We start from the raw sequence: 19451 nt of genomic DNA on the forward strand, positions 1-19451 counted from the left end.
ATGCTCCTTAACGCAACCTAAACGCTAGTGCTCTGGAAAGACGGCGCATTCTATCGCACAGTAACGCTAACTTCGGCGCGTCCATGGCACGCTGACTTATCTATATTCATACAGGTGTTTGGATACTTATCCCCGTTCTTGCACCCGAACCTGGACACTCTTATCCATGAGCGGTCATAACGTCTGGACGCACAAAGGCACGTTTCTTCTGGCCGCCGTTGGCTCTGCCGTCGGTCTGGGCAATTTATGGCGTTTTCCTTATCTGGTCGGTGAAAACGGCGGCGGCGCTTTTATTCTGATTTACGCGCTGACGATTTTCGCGGTCGGCATTCCTATTTTGATTGCTGAAATCATGCTGGGGCGCACCAGCCGTCAAAGCCCGATTATGGGTATGCGACACCTCACCAAAACACACCGCACTTCCCGTGCGTGGGAATCGATTGGCTGGCTGGGCGCCGCCTCCGCCTTTTTAATTTTAAGCTTCTACTCCGTGATTGCCGGCTGGGCGATTCACTACACCTGGCTGATGCTCACCGGCTCGCTAGTCGGTGCCGATGCGCAAACGATTAGCCAAGGCTTTGATGCGCTACTGGCGGCACCGGGCTTGATGACGCTCTACCACACGCTATTTATTGCCGCCTCGGCGCTTATTGTCGGCATGGGCATTCATAACGGCATCGAAGCCGGGCTACGCATTATGATGCCTGCGCTGTTTGTGATTCTGCTGGTAGTGCTGGCCTACAGCGTGATCAATGGCGATGTGGGCGCCGCCGCGACCTTCTTGTTCACCTTCAATCTTGCCGACCTCAGCTTAGAGGGCTGGCTTCAGGCAATGGGGCAATCATTTTTCACGCTGAGCCTAGGGATGGGGGCGATTATGGCCTATGGCGCCTATATGCCCAGCAACGTGTCGCTGACCCGCACGGCCTTTGCCGTGGCCATTGTTGATACCGCCGTAGCGATGGTGGCCGGCTTAGCTATTTTCGCGCTGGTATTTGGCGCAGGCCTGGAAACGGGGCAAGGCCCTGGGCTTATGTTTGTTACCTTACCGTTAGCGTTCTCCAACATGCCGATGGGCGCGCTGGTCGGCGGCGTATTCTTTATATTGGTGCTTGGCGCCGCGATCAGCTCATCTATTTCGCTGATTGAACCCGTTGCGGCTTTTCTGGTGGAGCGCTTTGATATGACCCGCCCGCAGGCGGTCGCTATTATGGCCACCGCCGCCTGGGCGATGGGGCTATTAACCGTCGTGAGCTTTAACGTGTGGGCCGAGGGGACGATTTTCCACCTCCTCTTTGGGCGCACCGCGTTTGATTTCATTGAACTACTGACCAATATCTTTATGCCCATAGGTGGCCTGATGATTGCCTTGTTTGCAGGGTGGACGCTCACCCAAAGCGAGGTGATGAAAGAATTGGGCACCAACGTCACTTGGTTTAGATGCTGGCGGTTCCTGGTGCGCTTTGTCGCGCCCGCGGCGGTAGCCTTTGTGTTTTTACGCACGATTCCTCTGGTGGATGGCTATCTTATCCCCACCCTTGGCGCGCTACTGATCGTCGGCGCATTTGCTGCCAGCCAGCGGTGGCTCAAAAAACCACGACAAATAACTTAATAATAGTGCGCAGGCGGCTTCTTAGCCGCCTGCATCGCGTGGAGACACCATGATCCCTCTTATTGAAGTACAGCGAGTCAACAAAGCATTTGGGGGCCTGCAGGTTATTAACGACTGCTCTATACAAGTAGAAAAAGGCTCTATTACCGGCATGATCGGTCCCAATGGCGCGGGCAAATCGACGCTGTTTAATCTGATTGCCGGCTCACTGCCCCCCGACAGCGGTCGCGTGTTGCTTGATGGTGAAGATATAACGGCGCTCAGCGCCGACCAGCGGTTTCATAAAGGGTTGCTGCGCACCTTTCAGATTGCCCACGAATTTAGCCAGATGAGCGCGCTGGAAAACCTGATGATGGTGCCGCCCAAACAAGCCGGTGAGGATTTATTTAGCGCGTGGTTACGGCCTGCCACGGTGCGCCGGGAAGAAGCCGAGGTGCGCCGCCGCGCGCTGGAAGTCATCGACTTCGTGGGTCTGCACCACGTGCGTAACGAGCTGGCGGGCAATCTGTCGGGCGGGCAGAAAAAACTGCTTGAGCTAGGCCGTACCATGATGAGCGATGCCAAAGTCGTGCTCTTAGATGAGATCGCCGCCGGGGTAAACCGCACGCTGCTGGGCGATTTAATAGGCAATATCGAGCGCTTGAATCGCGAGATGGGCTACACCTTCTTAGTCATTGAGCACGACATGGAAATGATTGCCCGTTTGTGTGATCCGGTCATTGTGCTGGCCCAAGGCAGCGTCATGGTGGAAGGCCACATTAGCGATATTCAGAATAACCCAGAGGTCATCGAAGCTTACTTTGGCAGCGATGCCGCCTAAGCGTGACCGAATCTAGCCACACCCAATGATTACAATGATGTCGCTTCCTGTAAGTGACCTAGCAGAGACTCCTTACCCTATGCCTGCAAACATCGGCCCCTCAACAGTCGGGGCTTCAACCATTGAAACGGCACACCGGCCATTAATCGACGCGCGCGATGTGCACGGTGGCTACGGCAGTATGAATATCCTTAACGGGGTAAACATGACGCTAGCAGCGGATGAAATTGGCGTTATCGTTGGCCCTAACGGGGCAGGTAAATCCACCATGCTGAAGGCGATTTTTGGCCTTTTACATGTCAACCAGGGCGACATACTGCTCCTCGGCCAGCCGATTCATAACTTGCCGCCTAACCAGCTGGTACAGCGTGGTATGGGTTTTGTGCCTCAGGAGAAAAATATTTTCCCTAGTCTTTCCGTGCAGGAAAACCTGGAGATGGGCGCATTTTTAAAGCCGCAAAACGTCAAGCGGATGCTCGCGCAGGTATATGAGTTCTTCCCGCCGCTTCATGAGAAGCGTCGCCAGCCCGCCGGCGAGCTTTCTGGCGGTCAGCGCCAAATGGTCGCCATGGGGCGCGCGCTTATGGCCGAGCCTAGCCTGCTGTTACTTGATGAACCCACTGCAGGGCTATCACCGCTGTACATGAATGAAATTTTTGATCGCGTCAAACAGATCAATGCCGCAGGCGTTGGCATTTTGATGGTGGAACAGAATGCCAAGCAGGCGTTGGCGATTGCCGATAAAGGCTTCGTGCTAGCCGCTGGCCAAAACCGCTTTACCGACACAGGGGCCGCACTGCTGGCTAATCCGGACGTCGCTAAAAGCTTTTTGGGCGGCTAGCCCCAGGGAGAAACACGTGAACGAACTGGCTTTTTTTATTAATAATGTGGTGATTGCGGGCAGCGTGAGCGGCTCCATCTATGCCATAGGAGCCGTCGGCGTAACGCTGATATTCAGCATTATGCGCTTTGCCCATTTTGCCCATGCCGACATGATGACCTTCGGTGCCTTTATGGTGCTACTGCTCACCACCCTGTTTCCAGCCGCAGGTGCGAGCCTTGGCATCCCCACCGCTATCTTAATGCTACCGCTGGCCATGCTGCTGACCGCTGCATTAGCGGTAGGCATCGACAAAGCGTTCTACAAACCACTGCGCGCTCATGGGGTAAAGCCCATCGTGCTGGTTATTGGCTCGCTGGGCGTCACGCTTATTTTGCAGGGGCTTATCCGGCTATTTGCAGGCACTAGCGGGCAAAGTCTGTATGTCGATGACCGTAAAGAAATCTTTCGCCTCGCCCTGCCCTTTGAAGGTGCTCGCGCGCCCATCGTGATCACCGAGCCGCAAATTTATCTGTTTGTGCTTACGCTGGTTGCCGTTGTCGCACTGCATCTATTTCTTCATCGCTCACGGCTTGGCAAGGCGATGCGGGCGATGTCAGATAACCCTGAACTTGCCCAGGCATCGGGGATTAACACCAACACCATTGTGGCCGTGACATGGATGATTGCAGGAGCGCTGGCCGCTACTGCCGGCACCCTGCTCGCCCTGGACGTGACCTTCAAGCCCGACCTAAGCTTTTTTCTGCTGCTGCCTATTTTTGCTGCGGCCATTGTGGGCGGCGTGGGCCACCCTTATGGCGCGATTGCCGGGGGCTTTGTGGTGGGGTTTGCGGAAACGCTAGCGGTGTTTAACTGGAACGTACTGCTACGCCCCTTTCACGACAGCCTGCCGGCCTGGCTGGAGCTACCGTCGAACCTGGCCTTTGTAGGCACAGAATACAAAATCGTGGTGCCGTTTTTCATTCTCGTGGCCATTTTGGTATGGCGTCCCACCGGACTCTTTAAGGGCAAGGTGATCTAATGAGCAATTCAGCCAAAACGCGCAACCCTGCCTATACCCCTAAAGACGCCACTCAGGCACGTCGCTTCCCGCTGCGCGAGCTCATTTTGTTCGGGGTGCTGCTAATCGCCGTGTTAGCGGTATACGCCGTCATGGGCGCCGCCTACAGCACGCGAATGTTAGTGGAAGCTGCCTGCTATGCCATTCTTGCCCTAGGCCTCACCATCCAGTGGGGCTACGCCGGCCAGTTCAATGCCGGGGTCATGGGCTTTGTCGCGCTCGGCGGTTTTTGCGCGATGCTGTTCAGCGTACCGGTGAACGATGCCTTCTGGGGAACCGAGCTGCCGGGCGAGCTAGGGCGCGTATTGCTCTATGGTATCGCTGCCACGCTTCTGGTCGTCGCAGCCACCAAACTTGACCGCCTGGGCGTGCCTAAGAAACTGCGTACGTTGATCGCCGTTGCCTTGGCACTCGTGCTTTATATGGTGGTTATCAGCCTGCTGCGTGAGGTCACCGGTGAAATTCAATCGCGGGCAGGATTTGTGGGCGGCTTTGGCCTGCCCGCTTGGACCGGTTGGATTGTTGGCGGCGCATTAGCCGGCGGCGTGGGCTACTTTATCGGCCATATATGCCTAGGCTTACGCAGCGACTATCTTGCCATCGCCACCCTAGGCATTGCCGAGATCATTAAAGCGTTTCTGAAAAACTCGGACTGGCTCACCCGCGGCACCGCCACGGTGTCTCCCCTACCCTGGCCGACGCCAGGGCCGGCGGAGCTAGGCTTCACGCTTTCTCGGGCCATCTATCTGTCATTTACCGCGGTAGTGATTGCCGCCATCTTCTTTCTTCTCCATCGCGCCTACCATGCGCCTTGGGGGCGAATGATCCGGGCGATTCGCGATAACGAAGTCTCCGCTGCCGCGATGGGCAAAGATATCAATAAGCGCCGCTTAGAAATCTTTGTACTGGGCTGCGTGCTAATGGGATTAGGCGGCGGCATGCTGGGCACCTTTAACAGCCTTTTTGACCCCCAAGGCTACCTGCCACTCAACCACACGTTCCTAGTGCTAGTCATGGTGATCCTTGGTGGGCCGGGCAATAACCTGGGCACGATTTTAGGTGCCGTGGCGGTGTACATCATCTGGATTATGTCCGAGCCGCTAGCGCTGTTTTTGATGCAACTTGCGGTGGCTTTCGGTGAAGGCGCCTTCGGCTGGGATGCACCCAGCAATATGGATAGCCGCGCCCTACAGGCACGCGTACTGGTGATTGGCCTGCTGATCACGATGGTGCTGCGCTTTGCGCCCAAAGGGTTGCTACCGGAAAAGATCAAGAACCACAGCTAACCCTTGCCAATGTTGAGCGAAAAAAATACCCGGCTGCATCAGCCGGGTATTTCTACATGTAGCGCCAGTCGTCGGGCACCATCATCCGGTGCTCAAACTACTGACATTTTGCGCTTAAAGATCAACCAGACCTTTACTGGTAAAGGTGCCATCTTCAACTACCATTTCAACCACGACGCCGGGCACATCGCCGTTGTCGTCGAACTCATGGGAGCCGGAGGCGCCTTCGTAGTTGATGTCAGTACCTGACGCAATCAGCTCAACCGCTTTTTCCCACTCGCCGGGCAGAATGACCTCACCCGGTGCGCTGGAAACACTGCGCAGCGCCTCAGAAAGCCCTTCACGATCAGCGCTGCCATTTTGCTCAATGGCCAATGCCACCAGGAACGCGGCATCATAAGCCTGGGCGGCAAACACCGCGCTCGGGTCTAGCTCTGCAGCCTGCGCCGCTTCAATAAAGATATCCGTACCGGGTAGGTCGGGGCTACCGGGGCGAGTAGCGATCATGCCATCAAGCACGTCAGCGCCAATAGCCTCAATGAGGCTATCACCTACCATTCCGTCAGCGCCCACGTACTGCGTAAACATGCCGCTTTCATAGGCTTGACGCAGCACGGTTTGACCCGAGGTGTCGGCATAGGCCAGCACTACCAGCGTCTCGACACCGCTGGCCGAGAGTGAACCCAGCTCAGAGCGGTAGTCCGCACGATTATCTTCGTGGGCAAGGTTTTCCGCCACTTCACCGCCGCCGGCTTCAAAGGCCTCGCCAAAAGCATCCGACAGGCCCTGGCCGTAGTCGTTATTGACATAGGTGACGGCGACCGCATCGATCCCTTTGTCGAGCAATAGCTTAGCGAGCATCTCGCCTTGGAAAGCATCAGAGGGGACTGTCCGGAAGACTAAGTCATTGTCATCAAGCTCGGTGACTGCCGGTGCCGTTGAGGCTGGCGAGACCATCAGCACACCGCCAGGAACGGCGGCGTTATTAGCCGCGGCAATCGTGGCACCGGTACATAGCGCACCAACAATAGCGGTAACGTTCTCAGAGTTGACCATACGGTCGGCGGCGTTAGAGGCAGCCGATGCATCGGAGCAGGTGGTGTCGCCAGATGGCATCACTAACGTTTGGCCGTCTAAAATGCCGCCCTGCTCATTCACTTGCTGAACGGCCAGCTGCGCACCGGCAAAAATCGGTGGCGTTAAGCTCTCAATACCGCCCGTGAAGCCGCCCAAGAAGCCAACCTTCACCTCGGCCTGAGCAAATCCGGCCATTGCCAGCGAAGAGGCCGCCACAGCGGTGGCTAATACGCGCTTATTGATCATATTGTTTGTCGCTCCCAGTGAAAAAACCTGTCTGTTTTTTTAATGCGCCCCACTGTTCACATGCAGGGCTGCTATTAATCTGGAACTGGAACGCCAAAAATACAAGCGCCGGTTTCTAACGCTACTTTGATAAACAAGCTAAAACCAGCGACAAACACACTACAACCAGCGCTCTAGCTTGAGTGTATGGCTTAACCATGCGTTGAAGTGACGCCAAGCGCTGCCGGGCTCAGCGGTTAAAACCTCCATTTCACCCTCGCTTTCAAGGTGCCAACTCAGCTCACCGTCCGGCGTCAGATCAATCCGGTAGCTTAGCGACGGCTCTTGCCCTACGGCCACCAGCTCGTTAAATGCCTGCATTAATGACTCACTACGCGCCAGCACGCCAAGCTCAGTATTCCAATAGATAGACCGCGGGTCAGCGTTAAATGACCCCACGAAAAGCTGATCGTCAAAACTTAGCGCCTTGATATGCAGCGCCGAGGCAGAGGCGCCGGGCACGCGCATACCATCGTCGCTGCCGGCTTCTTGCTCTGGTCGCAGCTCGTACAGCCTGACACCGTGCTCTAGCAGCGTTTTACGCCAGGGCGCATAAGCGCCGTGCACCACGGCGGCATCCGTGGACTCCAGTGAATTGGTAATAATCTCAACGGTCACACCGCGGTCTGCTAGCTCGGTTAGGCGTTTAACGCCGGGCTCGGTGGGCACAAAGTAGGCCGAAATAATCACCAGCCGCTGGCTAAGCTCGGTGGCCTCGGTTAACTCACCAAGCAGAGTGTCAGACCACTCAGGTGTCGCGGACGACAGCTTGCCCGGAGAATCCCACATAGCCAGCCCTTCTCCCCAGTGCAACGTTTCCCAAGGCGGGGCATTACGCGACCGGTGGCGCAGCTCGTTAAAGTATTCCGAGTCGGCATTATCATCTAACCACGCCGCAAGCCCGGCTTTAAGCGTTTGCCAAGCATCGCTATTGACCGCGTGATAGCGCTCAATCGGCTGCGCCAAACCGTGATTCCAATACACATCAAAACTGCGCGAAAGCTCGGGCACGACGGCGCCAATGGTCGCAAAATCTAAATCAGCAAAATTGCGCGAGTCGTTGGCATCAAAATACTCGTCGCCCAGGTTACGCCCACCCACGATAGCGACGCTGTTGTCAGCCACCCACAGCTTGTTATGCATACGCCGATGCTGCTGCGCGGGGTTCACAGCGGACGCCAATACCCGCGTGAGTAGATGCCCCCGTCCTACCGGCAGCGGGTTATAAACGCGTACATGAATACCCGGATGGCTTGCCAGTGCCGCTAGGCGCTCACCCTGCCCAATCGCGCCGATATCATCGACCAGCAGCCGCACGCGAACGCCCTCTTCAGCCGCCTCGAGCAACTGCGATAGAATCAAGCGTGTGGTTTGTCCATCGCCCAACAGATAGGTTTGAATATCTAACTCGCGCTGTGCTTGGCGAATCAATCCGACCCGGGCAGCAAATGCTTGCTGCCCATTGGCCAGTAACGCAAAACCATCAGGCTCCGTTTGCTCCGCTAGCGCCTGATGCGCTCGCGTGCCGAGCCAGGTATCCCGCGCGTCGGTTAAGGAAAGCGCGGTATGATGTTCGCGCACCACCGCGTGAGTGCAGCCTACCAACAGGCTGCACAGCCACAGCAAGCAGAACCATTGAGACCAGCGGCCAGCGCTAGGCATCGTCATGATCGTCCAGGCGCTGAGCCCAACGTTTGCGAGCTTGATTACGCCGATAAAGGCGCACCAGCGCGAGCGCTAGCGCCGTCACAAGCATGACGGCTAGAACAACGCCCTGCCAGGGACGGGCCGCATCCCGCATGACTGTTTCCAGGGTAATAATCAATATCAAGCCAATCGCTTGGGAGCCGATCGCTAACGCGCGCAGCCGATCAAAAGCGGGGGGGGGCATAACGTCTCCGTAATGTTCTGCTCGCCGGGTATGGTCTGCTAGTGTACCTGCTTCACGGAAAACATAATTGGAAACTCATGAACGCTATTGCTCTTGGGCCACTGTTAATTTCGCTGCCTCGGCTTTATGCCATTGGCTGTGCATTGCTGCTGTTGCTGTGCGCCGGGTGGTTGTTAGGACTTTCACGCCAGGCCCAACAGCGCTGGTTTTACGGGCTGATTATTGCCTGGCTCATCGGCGCGCGAGCAGGCCACATACTGCTCAATCTTGATAGCTACAGCAGCGCACCGCTTGAAATACTAAAAGTTTGGCAACCGGGTTATCACGGCCTATGGGGCCTCACTGCGGGATTAGCATGGACCGCCTGGAACTTACGCGCACGGCTAATGGCAATGGGCGGTGCGATGGCGCTACTCGCCGCTGCGTCTAGTCTATGGCTGATGCTGGTCATGCTTGGGCCTTTGGGCAATGACTTTGTCGTTGATAGCCTGCCGGACGTGACCTTGGAAGATGTGGACGGTAATGACGTGCATCTACCCTCGCTGACGAAAAGTGGTGATCTCATTATCGTCAACTTGTGGGCCACTTGGTGCCCACCGTGTCGGCGCGAAATGCCGCTACTTGAGGCCGCCGCACAGCGTGAGGGTATTAGCGTCGTCGTCGCCAATCAGGGCGAAGACCTACTGCCCACAGTACGCTACCTGGACGATCAGCAGCTGAAGTTTCGCTATGCGCTGCGTGATCCCAGCCAGCAATTAATGGCGCTTTTTAAAGCCCCCGGGCTGCCCACCACCGTGCTGTTCGACCGTCAGGGCAATACGCTGGATGTTCACGTGGGTGAGCTCACCCGCGCCCATCTGGACCGCTGGTTAGAAGATTGATAGCGATACACCTTAATCCCCCCGCCGCTTTGCGTTAGAATCCCCCGCCCTGTTGCCGCCGGTTTCCCCTCCGGCGGTAGACAACCCGTTTTGCAGACTCCTCCGAGGCATCATGAGCGATTTTTCTCCCGGCCAACGCTGGATTAGCGACGGCGAAGCTGAGCTTGGGCTTGGCACCGTGCTTAACTGCGACGCCCGTAGCGTTACCATTTTGTTCAGTGCCAGCCAGGAAACCCGTACCTACAATACCCGTCAAGCCCCGCTCACCCGCGTGATGTTCGGTAGCGGCGACCGCGTGCTTTCAGCCGACGGTTGGCAGATCATTGTCGATGACAGCAAAGAATCCCATGGCCTGATCACCTACATTGGTGAAGACAAAGAGGGCAACACGCGCGAACTGCCCGAAGCCAAGCTCGCTGATACCATGCAGTTTGACCAGGCTCGCGACCGTCTGTTGACCGGTCAAGTCGATCGTAACGACTGGTTTGACCTGCGTTTTCGCACCCTGCACCACTACCAACGCGTTGAGCAGCATAGCGCGCTGGGCTTTTCTGGGCCGCGGATCGATTTAATTCCCCACCAGCTCTACATCGCCGATGAAGTCGCCCATCGCCACGCCCCACGCGTGCTGCTGGCGGACGAAGTGGGTTTGGGTAAAACCATCGAAGCCGGCCTGATTCTGCACCGCCTGTTGCTCAATGGCCGCGTAGAGCGCGCGCTGATCCTGGTGCCCGATAGCCTTACTCACCAGTGGCTAGTCGAACTACTACGGCGTTTCTCACTCAAGGTCTCGCTGTTAGATGAAATCCAAAGCCAGGCCTACGGGAACGAGAACCCGTTTGAAAATGCCCAGCTTGTACTGGCGAGCCAAGGCTGGCTGTTTGCCAACCCGAAGCGTCAAGAACAGGCACTCGCCAGCCAGTTTGATCTACTGATTGTCGATGAAGCCCACCACCTCGACTGGAGCGAGGAAGGCAGCGGCCCCGGCTATCGGTGTGTAGAGCAACTGTCCGCGGCCATTCCGGGCCTATTGCTGCTTACCGCTACGCCAGAACAGATGGGCATCAAAAGCCACTTTGCCCGTCTGCGCTTGCTGGATGGCGAGCGCTACCACGACCTAGCGCGCTTTCAGGCAGAAGAAGGCCATTACACCGACGTTGCTCGCGCCATCGATGCTTTAGAGACACTGCCAAGCGATCCTAACGCGCGCGCCGCCGTTTCCGCCGTCGCCGATGACCGTGATAGCCAGGCGCTGTTGGCCACCCTCTGCAACGTGGAGGCCAGTAGCGAACAGCAAGATGCCGCGCGCGCTCAGCTGAGAGAGGCACTGCTTGACCGCCACGGCACGGGGCGCGTGATGTTTCGCAACAGCCGACGCCACGTAGGGGGCTTTCCTGAGCGGCGCTTAAACTTAGCCCCGCTAGCGCTGCCCTCAGCTTACCGCCGCGTCGTTCGCCGCCTCGAGCGTGACGACGACTACCTCGATGAACTGCTAATTGAGACCGGGATGGATCACCCGGATGTGCTGATCTATCCCGATGCCGCCTACCGCGAACTCAGCAACGACCCGCTCAATAGCGAAGACTGGTGGCACATCGATCCTAGGGTTAATTGGCTGCTGGAAAAACTCAGCGACGATAGCGACAGCGGCTTCGCCAACGAAAAAGTCCTGGTCATTGCTCACCATCGTGAAACCGCAGAAGGTCTCGCCGAAGGGCTGCGTGTACTGGGTGGCTACAACGCACCGGTATTCCACGAAGACCTTTCACTGATAGAGCGTGACCGTGCAGCGGCGGCCTTTGCCGATGAAGATGAAGGCGTACAGGTGCTGGTGTGCTCGGAAATTGGCTCAGAGGGGCGCAACTTTCAGTTCTGCCGCCATCTGGTTATGTTCGACATGCCCCAACACCCGGATCAGTTGGAGCAGCGTATTGGCCGCCTGGATCGTATTGGCCAGCGTCATGCGATTGAGCTGCATATCCCTACCTTTGAAGGTAGCCCCGGCGAACGCTTGCTGCGCTGGTATCACGAAGGTATGGATGCTTTTAGCGCACCTCACGGGGTCGGCAACGATTTGTATGATGCCTTTGGCGACGCCCTGGCTGACGCACTGCTGGATGATGAAGCGCTTGACGAGATTATCGCTGAAACGCGCACGCTATTTAACGCCAAACTGGCCGAGCACGATGCGGGGCGTAATCGCCTGCTGGAGCTGAATGCCTGCCGTCCAGCCCGCGCTCAGCAGGTCATTGATGCCGTACGCGAGCTTGACGATGACACCGCCTTGCCGCGCTATCTTGAACGCGCGCTGGATATTTTCGGGGTAGACAGCCAGGAGATTGGCAAGGGTTTAATGCACCTGCAGCCCAGCCAGCACATGCTGGATGGGCTGCCCGGCCTGGTGAAAGGCGAAGAAGGCTTTACCGCCACGTATAGCCGCAGCCAGGCGCTAGCGCGCGACGATGTGCAGCGGCTTTCCTGGGAGCACCCGCTGGTACGCGAAATGATGGGCCGCGTACTGGACGGCACTATGGGTAACTCGGCGCTCGCGCTGCTGCGCCACGACGCTATTCCCAGCGGCCGTTTGATGACCGAACTGGTGTTTCGCACCCAGTGTCCTGCGCCCAAAAAACTGCATCTAAACCGGTTCTTGCCGCCCACTGCCGTGCGCGTATTGCTGGATGAATCAGGCGCCAATCTGACCAGCAAAATCTCCTTCACTGGGCTGAGTAAAAATCTGCAGAAGGTCAATAAATCGCTGGCGCGCGACCTGATCAAAAGCCGTCACGATCAGCTGCGTGGCCTGCTCACTCAAGGTGAGAGCGAAGCTGAGCGCCAGCTGCCCAGCATTGTAGAAAATGCCGAGGCGCGCATGCGTGATCAGTTGGACGCTGAGCTTGCTCGTTTAACCGCGCTGGCCGAGCACAACCCGGCGGTGCGTAGTGTTGAAATCGACGCACTGAAGGACGAACGCCAGGCGCTCAGCGACGCGATTGAAAACACCCGTCTGCGGCTTGATTCCGTGCGGGTGATTATCACCGTTGACGCCGATCGTTAAGCTTTTTTGTTGCTCAAAGAATGGCCCCAAGCGCCTTGTCCAAGGTGGGATACTGGAAAGTAAACCCAGCGGCCTCAAGGCGTTCCGGGCGCATGTCGGCACCGGTCAGCAGCAGCCGTGACATTTCACCAAATCCCGCTTTGAGTACAAAGGCGGGTACCGGGAAAATGGCCGGGCGGTTGAGCTGCTTGGCCAAGGTTTTGGTAAAGACAGCATTGGTGACAGGATGCGGCGCGCTGGCATTAAAAGCACCGCTTAGGTTGTTCTGGTGAACCAGAAATAGCAGCGCTGCGACTAAATCATCGCGGTGAATCCATGGCATAAACTGCTCGCCACTGCCAAAACGGCCCCCTAAACCCAGCTTAAATGGCGGCAGCATCTTTTGCAGGCTGCCTCCACCTGTCTCCAGCACTAATCCAATCCGCACAATCGCTAAGCGCACACCCAGCGCCTCAATCGGCTGGGCCGCAGCCTCCCATTGCTGGCATAGCCGATGGGCAAACTCCTCGTTGGGCACCGTGTCTTCGCTTACCTCACGGTTGCCCTGATCGCCGTAATAGCCCATTGCCGAGCCCGACACCATAACCTTCGGCAGCGGCTGGCCGTTAGCCTGCAACTGCTCACACAGCGCTACTAGCTGTTGTGTCGCCGCCTTTCGCGAGTTAATCAGCTTGGCTTTTTGCTCGTCGCTCCAGCGCTTGGCAGCAATTGGTTCGCCGGCTAGATTAATCATGGCGTCCGGCGGCGATTGAATAAATGCCTGAGCGCTATCGCGTATGTCACAGCCGCTAGGCAGTCGTTGACGTACCTTGTGCGGGTGTCGGGAAACCACCTGCACCTCATGGCCTTGCTCAATCAGCTGCTGGCATAGTCGCTGGCCGACAAAGCCACTGCCGCCGGTTATTAATACGCGCATGCTATTACTCCTGTTGATGCCGCCTGAGCAAACTCATCACCGCGTCATGCGGCATCGTAAAGTGACCCTTACATTGTACGACATTTATACCAACCTGCTACAATTTGACTAATACACGCCTAACTATCGTGAAAACTATGTTTGCGAAAGACGAAGGCCTAGAGGAACTATGATGACATCGCAAGCATTCTGCCGACCCCTTCCCTGCTGCCATCGGTCATTGACATGGGCGCCCATCGCTGGCGCTACGCCGAGCTGGCGACGCCCTGCGACAGTGAATACTTATACAGTCGAGATGGGTTGGCGTTATGCGGTGACAGTTTTAGCGATGGCCGTGTTGAAGATGCCTGGTTATCAGGGCATCGCTTAGGAGAAGCGCTAATAGGCCGGTCGGTTTAATAGTTACAAATATTTACTAGTAAGAAGGATTCTTATAAAGGTTGTACCGAGTAGCGACAAGTTGTACAAATGGGCATACAGTACCGTGTTCATGTTCAGCTTTTTAATCGGACAACGTTACATGGAATATGAATCATCTTCGCCGCGGCGAACAATGCGATGCACCTGTAGCCCTATGCTGCAGCTAACGACGATGCCAACGTTTACGACTCAACGGCAGTTAACTAAGAAGAGGTACTGGCGCCCATGAGTTTCAAGGCGACCCACCCACCCGATACACCGCTTTACCCCATACGGGAAGTGTCTCGTTTAACCGGCGTGAACTCCGTCACCCTCCGCGCTTGGGAAAGACGCTACGGGCTTATTCGCCCCCAGCGCACGCCGAAAGGCCACCGCCTCTATGCCCAGAACGACATTACCCGCATCGAACGCATTCTGCAGTGGTTAAATCGTGGTGTGCCGGTCAGTCAAGTCGTGGACTTGCTTGACCAGCCAGAAACAATTGAAGCCCCTGCGACAGATGCCGGTGACTGGACCAGCCAGCGCCAGCAGCTGCAAGGCATTATAGAAGCGCTAGATTTGCCGAAATTAGAGGCGTTTTATCATCAAAGCCTGGCGCTTTACCCGCTAAGTATTGCGATCGACGAGCTGTGGCAACCGGTTATTTTAACGCTAGAAGCTAAATGGGCGATTAGCCCAGATCCGCTAGTGCGCCGCACCTTGGAAGCCTTTTTACGCAGCCAAGTCGGCATTCGCTTGCACTATGCTAATCAAACCACTCGCGGGCCGCTGATTTTACTCAATGCGATGCCCGATGATCCGGGGCCTCTGTGGGTGCTGATGTCCGCGTTAATGGCCAGCGAGCAGGGCTACCGAGTGCAAATGCTAGATCACTCATTGCCATTAGAGGCGCTACCACAGGCCGTGGCGCGGCTGCACTCATCGATGGTGCTGCTTTCCAGCGGCCAGCGTGAAAGCGATCGCTATATCAAGCACGAGCTACCCAATGCGGCTAAGGCGCTCAACGTACCTATTGGAGTGTGTGGCGAGGTCGCTCGCCTGCGTGCGGACGACTTGCGCGATGGGCCGCTACATCTGCTGGGCGATGATCTTCCTCAAGCGATTGCTCGCTTGCGCCCTCTGCTACGCGAGTCAGGCGTACTGTAAAACCGCTCATTTTTATCTTGGCCGTTCGCCCTCGCGGTGAGCGGCCATTTTTTTTGTTTATGCCGCGCCGGAGATTCTATGAAACGACAGTTGATTTGGCTGCGCAGCGACCTGCGCATTGATGACAACAGCGCACTCGCCGCCGCTGCGGCCAAAGGCCCTGTAATAGCGGTGTTTTTGCGCAGTATTCCCCAGTGGCAAGAGCACGGCCACGGTGCCAATAAGCTAGATTTTTGGGGGCGCGGCGTAGCAGCGCTGAAAACAGCGCTCAACGGCTTGAATATCCCGCTGCTGCATCGCGACATTGAGCGCTATGACCAGGCGCCAGCGGTATTACTTGAAATCGCACGCGAACACGACGTAGAACAGCTGCATTTTAATCATGAATACGCACTCAACGAACGGCGCCGAGACCAAGTCGTGCAGGACGCCTTTAAGCAGGCCGGCATTGCGGCCCATGGCTATCACGATAGCGTGGCTTTCGCACCCGGCAGCCTGCTAACAGGCAAAGGCAGCTACTATGGCGTATTTACACCGTTCTCCAACGCATGGCACAAGCACATCACCACCGATCAGCTCGCGCTGCGCGATACGCCCAGCGTACAGGCCAAACTGGCGATTAATAGCGACCCGCTGCCGTCACTGCCCAAACTTAACGAGACGCCTATTGATGAGCGCCTTTGGCCGGCCGGTGAAAGCGCTGCGGCCGATAACTTAGCGCGGTTTTTGCGCTTTCGCGGGCGCCATTATAAGGCCCAACGTGACTTGCCTAAGGTGCGCGGCACCAGCGAACTTTCCCCTTACCTAGCGCTAGGCATGATCTCCCACCGCCAGTGTTTACAAGCGGTAATGGCCGAAAATAGCGGTCATTTAGGCGATGGCGACCTGGGTTTAGCCACCTGGGTCAATGAGCTGATCTGGCGCGAATTCTATCAACACGTCGCAGTTGGCTTTCCCCAGGTCTGCCGCTATCACCCCTTTCAGGAACACACAAAACAGCTGGCATGGCGTGATGATGATGAAGGCTTTCAGGCCTGGTGCGAAGGGCGCACCGGCTATCCTCTCGTCGATGCGGCCATGCGTCAGCTGGTAAACACAGGCTGGATGCATAATCGCCTGCGTATGGTCACGGCGATGTTTTTGAGTAAGCATCTATTGATTGATTGGCGGCGCGGCGAAGCCTTCTTTATGCGCCATCTGGTGGATGGGGAGTTCTGCGCTAACAACGGCGGCTGGCAGTGGGCAGCGTCAACGGGCACGGACGCCGCACCTTATTTTCGTATTTTCAATCCTACGACCCAGTCGACCCGCTTTGATGCAGAGGGTGAGTTTATTGCCCATTGGCTGCCCGAGCTGGCTGAACTGCCGGCGAAGGTGCGCCATGCGCCTCGCCAAGACCTGCTCACCGATGTGGACTACCCTGCCCCCATTGTCGATCACAAGGCGGCTCGCCTGCGTGCCTTAGATGCCTTTAAAGCGCTCAGTAAATAGCCACTACTATATTCACGGTACAGTTAGGGAGATTTCTATGGCTGATCCTACGGCGCTGGCAGCATTTTGTAGCTTCTTCAACAAACTAGACAGAACCTGTACAGAAAAATTATACGAGGTATATACTGAAAATATTGTTTTCAACGATCCACTGCACCACATTGAAGGTCGCGACGCCTTAGGGCGCTATTTTTCCAGCATGTATGAAAACGTTGAGCGCTGCCAATTCACCTATCACGTTCAACAATGTCAGGGTGACCAAGGATTCGTGACTTGGACCATGGCGTTTGTGCATCCAAAGTTAGCTGGCGGACGTACGATAGAAATAGACGGATGCAGCGCCTTAACGTTTGCTGAAGATGGCCGCGTTTCTAAACATCGCGATTACTTTGATGCTGGCGCCATGCTTTATGAGCATTTACCGCTGATGGGCAGCATCATTCGCTGGTTAAAAAAACGCCTTAACTAAGCTGATATATAGCATTGGGGCGCATTAGGAGGTTTGATGAGCACATGGAAAACGCCCCAACGCATTTGGTTAACCGGCGCGACGTCCGGCATTGGTGAGGCGCTGTCACGCAAGCTCATTGCCCAAGGCCATCACGTGGTGCTTAGCGCACGCAACGTTGAGGCGTTGGAGGCTCTGTGCGAGGGCCATCCTCATGCTTCTTATCTGGCGCTGGACATTAGCGATCGTCAGGCGGTGCTTGACGCTGGTGAGACCATCCGCGAGCGCTTAGGCGCGCTGGACTTGGCGCTGTTTAACGCAGGCACCTGCGAATACCTTAATGCTCAGCAGTTCGATATGGATTTAGTCGAGCGGGTATTTAAACCGAATCTATTGGGTACGCTGTACGGCGTTGAGGCCGCGCTGCCGCTACTGCGAGCGGCACGCCAAGAAGGCCTGCCCGCGCGACTGGCGGCAACGTCTAGCGCCTCCGCCTATCTCCCGCTTCCCCGTGCGGAAGCCTACGGGGCATCGAAAGCCGCCGTCAGCTACTTTCTGGAATCGCTGCGCTTAGATCTTGACCAGGAAGGCATCGATGTCAGCGTTATCCACCCTGGTTTTGTGAAGACACCGCTGACCGAACGTAATGACTTCCCCATGCCAATGCAGGTGACCGCAGAACAAGCGGCCGACGCCATTATTGCAGGGCTAGTGAAAGGTCGCCTGGATATCCACTTTCCGCGCCGCTTTACGTATCTCGTCAAGTTCCTGGGCATTTTGCCCCCCGCCGTACGCCGCCAAATTGGCCTGCGCATGACCCGCGCTCAGAAGGAATCGTCATGAGTTCGACGGCAGCCCACGGGCCAGTGGCATCGCAGCGTATTGCGATTGTCGGTAGCGGCATTAGCGGTATGGCCGCTGGCTGGTATCTGTCCGCTCAGCATGAAGTGACGCTGTTTGAGGCCGACTCGCGCCTGGGCGGTCATACCGCCACCATGGACGTGGACGTTGAGGGTCGCTCATACGCTATTGACACCGGCTTTATTGTGTTTAACGACTGGACCTATCCGCACTTTCAGCGTTTGCTGGCGACGCTGGGCGTTGCCGCTCAGGCGACAGAAATGAGCTTTTCGGTTCACGAAACGAAGCGCGATTTTGAGTACAACGGGCATACCTTAACGTCGCTATTTGCCCAGCGGCGTAATCTGTTCAATCCGTCTTTCTATCGCCTGCTGGGCGATATCATGCGCTTTAATAAACAGGCGACCAAAGCGCTAGAAAGTCAGCAGCTTCCCGATCACATGACGCTGGGCGAGTATCTAGACCAACATCATTACAGCCGCGATTTTCAACGCCACTATTTGCTGCCCATGGGGGCCGCGATTTGGTCAGCCAGCATTAGCGATTTGCGCGCCTTTCCGCTGGCCTTTTTTGTACGCTTTTTTCGCAATCACGGCCTGCTGTCGGTCAGTCATCGTCCTCAGTGGTACACCTTGATCGGGGGTTCAAAAAGCTATATCCCCAGCTTAACGGCGCCCTATGCGTCGCGCATTCATCTCAATACGCCGGTGACACGTATTACCCGCGAAAGCGCTGGTGTCACGATTACCACCGCATCCGGTTCTCAGCACTTTGATCAGGTAGTGCTGGCCTGCCATGCCGACCAGGCACTGGCGATGCTGGGCGACGCGAGTAACGTCGAGCGCGACGTGCTCGGCGCCATGCCGTATCAAACTAACGACGTTGTGCTGCATACCGATACCGCCCTTCTACCGCGCCGTAAGCGCGCCTGGGCGAGCTGGAATTACCGCTTAGATAAGCGCGATAGCGATGAGCGGGTTTCTGTCACCTATGACATGAATATTCTTCAGCGCATAGAAAGTGACACCACGTTTTGTGTCACCTTGAACGACAGCGCCAGCATTGACCCCAGCAAAGTGCTGGGGCACTACCGCTACGCGCATCCACAGTTCACGCTGGAGGGCCAAGCCGCCCAGGCTCGCCACGCCGAGATATCGTCCACGGCTCAGCGGACTCACTTTTGCGGCGCCTATTGGCGCAACGGCTTCCACGAAGACGGCGTATGGAGTGCTCTGCGCGTCGCCCAAGCGCTGGGGTGTGATGAGTCGGCCCCAACACCCGACGAGCCATCCGCACTGCCTGCCCATGAACTGGTGACGCCGCAAGGTGCTGAGGGGCTGGGATGATGGCGGGGACAA

At 56.6% G+C, this 19451-nt stretch carries 17 protein-coding genes; 13 read left to right on the top strand and 4 right to left on the bottom strand.

What is annotated here, in order from left to right; translation table 11 throughout:
* Positions 1 to 166: 166 nt before the first annotated feature.
* The 5 genes from ACT3RP_RS16885 to ACT3RP_RS16905 all read left to right on the top strand — a co-directional run bounded on the left by ACT3RP_RS16885 (position 167) and on the right by ACT3RP_RS16905 (position 5619).
* Positions 167 to 1612 carry a sodium-dependent transporter gene (locus tag ACT3RP_RS16885; RefSeq protein WP_483394193.1) on the top strand — a complete coding sequence of 482 codons (1446 nt, stop codon included), beginning with the start codon at positions 167 to 169 and terminating at the stop codon, positions 1610 to 1612.
* A gap of 49 nt (positions 1613 to 1661) precedes the next feature.
* Complete coding sequence (locus ACT3RP_RS16890) at positions 1662 to 2432, top strand: ABC transporter ATP-binding protein (RefSeq protein ID WP_483394194.1); 771 nt, start codon at positions 1662 to 1664, stop codon at positions 2430 to 2432.
* Positions 2433 to 2613: 181 nt separating this feature from the next.
* Positions 2614 to 3273: an ABC transporter ATP-binding protein gene (locus ACT3RP_RS16895; RefSeq protein ID WP_226938602.1), complete on the top strand. Its 660-nt coding sequence runs from the start codon at positions 2614 to 2616 to the stop codon at positions 3271 to 3273.
* A gap of 16 nt (positions 3274 to 3289) precedes the next feature.
* Entirely contained in the window at positions 3290 to 4294 is a 1005-nt protein-coding gene (locus ACT3RP_RS16900) for a branched-chain amino acid ABC transporter permease (protein WP_193063255.1), read from the top strand.
* The gene (locus ACT3RP_RS16905) at positions 4294 to 5619 is read left to right on the top strand and encodes a branched-chain amino acid ABC transporter permease (protein WP_444625735.1); all 1326 of its coding nucleotides are present in this window, start codon (positions 4294 to 4296) and stop codon (positions 5617 to 5619) included. The genes ACT3RP_RS16900 and ACT3RP_RS16905 overlap by 1 nt, the downstream gene beginning before the upstream one ends.
* A 114-nt stretch (positions 5620 to 5733) precedes the next feature.
* On the opposite strand, the gene ACT3RP_RS16910 is transcribed toward ACT3RP_RS16905, so the two are convergent.
* The 3 genes from ACT3RP_RS16910 to ACT3RP_RS16920 all read right to left on the bottom strand — a co-directional run bounded on the left by ACT3RP_RS16910 (position 5734) and on the right by ACT3RP_RS16920 (position 8872).
* Positions 5734 to 6942 carry an ABC transporter substrate-binding protein gene (locus ACT3RP_RS16910; RefSeq protein ID WP_483394195.1) on the bottom strand — a complete coding sequence of 403 codons (1209 nt, stop codon included), beginning with the start codon at positions 6940 to 6942 and terminating at the stop codon, positions 5734 to 5736.
* A gap of 159 nt (positions 6943 to 7101) precedes the next feature.
* A complete protein-coding gene (locus ACT3RP_RS16915) occupies positions 7102 to 8649 on the bottom strand; it encodes a phospholipase D-like domain-containing protein (RefSeq protein ID WP_444625734.1) in 1548 nt (515 codons plus the stop codon).
* Complete coding sequence (locus ACT3RP_RS16920; RefSeq protein WP_096276573.1) at positions 8636 to 8872, bottom strand: hypothetical protein; 237 nt, start codon at positions 8870 to 8872, stop codon at positions 8636 to 8638. Before ACT3RP_RS16920 ends, ACT3RP_RS16915 begins: the two co-directional genes overlap by 14 nt.
* Before the next feature lie 77 nt (positions 8873 to 8949).
* Between ACT3RP_RS16920 and ACT3RP_RS16925 the strand changes: the two genes are divergently transcribed.
* A complete protein-coding gene (locus ACT3RP_RS16925; protein WP_483394196.1) occupies positions 8950 to 9753 on the top strand; it encodes a TlpA family protein disulfide reductase in 804 nt (267 codons plus the stop codon).
* A 112-nt stretch (positions 9754 to 9865) separates the two neighbouring features.
* Positions 9866 to 12811 carry an RNA polymerase-associated protein RapA gene (rapA, locus tag ACT3RP_RS16930; RefSeq protein WP_483394197.1) on the top strand — a complete coding sequence of 982 codons (2946 nt, stop codon included), beginning with the start codon at positions 9866 to 9868 and terminating at the stop codon, positions 12809 to 12811.
* Positions 12812 to 12824: 13 nt separating this feature from the next.
* Here the strand turns inward: rapA and ACT3RP_RS16935 are convergent, their stop codons facing one another.
* Positions 12825 to 13727 (bottom strand): TIGR01777 family oxidoreductase, encoded by a 903-nt coding sequence (locus tag ACT3RP_RS16935; protein ID WP_441685836.1) that lies wholly within the window; start codon positions 13725 to 13727, stop codon positions 12825 to 12827.
* Positions 13728 to 13952: 225 nt separating this feature from the next.
* Here ACT3RP_RS16935 and ACT3RP_RS16940 point away from each other — a divergent pair, with 225 nt between their 5' ends.
* The 6 genes from ACT3RP_RS16940 to ACT3RP_RS16965 all read left to right on the top strand — a co-directional run bounded on the left by ACT3RP_RS16940 (position 13953) and on the right by ACT3RP_RS16965 (position 19439).
* Positions 13953 to 14126, top strand: a complete 174-nt coding sequence (locus tag ACT3RP_RS16940) for a hypothetical protein (protein WP_176483345.1) — start codon at positions 13953 to 13955, stop codon at positions 14124 to 14126.
* Between the two features lie 246 nt (positions 14127 to 14372).
* A complete protein-coding gene (locus tag ACT3RP_RS16945) occupies positions 14373 to 15293 on the top strand; it encodes a MerR family transcriptional regulator (protein WP_176483346.1) in 921 nt (306 codons plus the stop codon).
* 78 nt (positions 15294 to 15371) lie between these two features.
* Positions 15372 to 16784, top strand: a complete 1413-nt coding sequence (gene phrB, locus ACT3RP_RS16950; protein WP_483394198.1) for a deoxyribodipyrimidine photo-lyase — start codon at positions 15372 to 15374, stop codon at positions 16782 to 16784.
* Between the two features lie 37 nt (positions 16785 to 16821).
* On the top strand, positions 16822 to 17253 hold the full coding sequence (locus tag ACT3RP_RS16955) for a nuclear transport factor 2 family protein (RefSeq protein ID WP_483394199.1): 432 nt from the start codon (positions 16822 to 16824) through the stop codon (positions 17251 to 17253).
* Positions 17254 to 17289: 36 nt separating this feature from the next.
* Positions 17290 to 18075, top strand: a complete 786-nt coding sequence (locus ACT3RP_RS16960; protein ID WP_483394200.1) for an SDR family NAD(P)-dependent oxidoreductase — start codon at positions 17290 to 17292, stop codon at positions 18073 to 18075.
* On the top strand, positions 18072 to 19439 hold the full coding sequence (locus ACT3RP_RS16965; RefSeq protein ID WP_444625730.1) for an NAD(P)/FAD-dependent oxidoreductase: 1368 nt from the start codon (positions 18072 to 18074) through the stop codon (positions 19437 to 19439). Before ACT3RP_RS16960 ends, ACT3RP_RS16965 begins: the two co-directional genes overlap by 4 nt.
* Positions 19440 to 19451 lie beyond the last annotated feature (12 nt).

The sequence above is a fragment of the Halomonas sp. AOP5-B2-8 genome, assembly GCF_052376475.1.
In the GTDB taxonomy this organism is placed as follows: domain Bacteria; phylum Pseudomonadota; class Gammaproteobacteria; order Pseudomonadales; family Halomonadaceae; genus Vreelandella; species Vreelandella casei.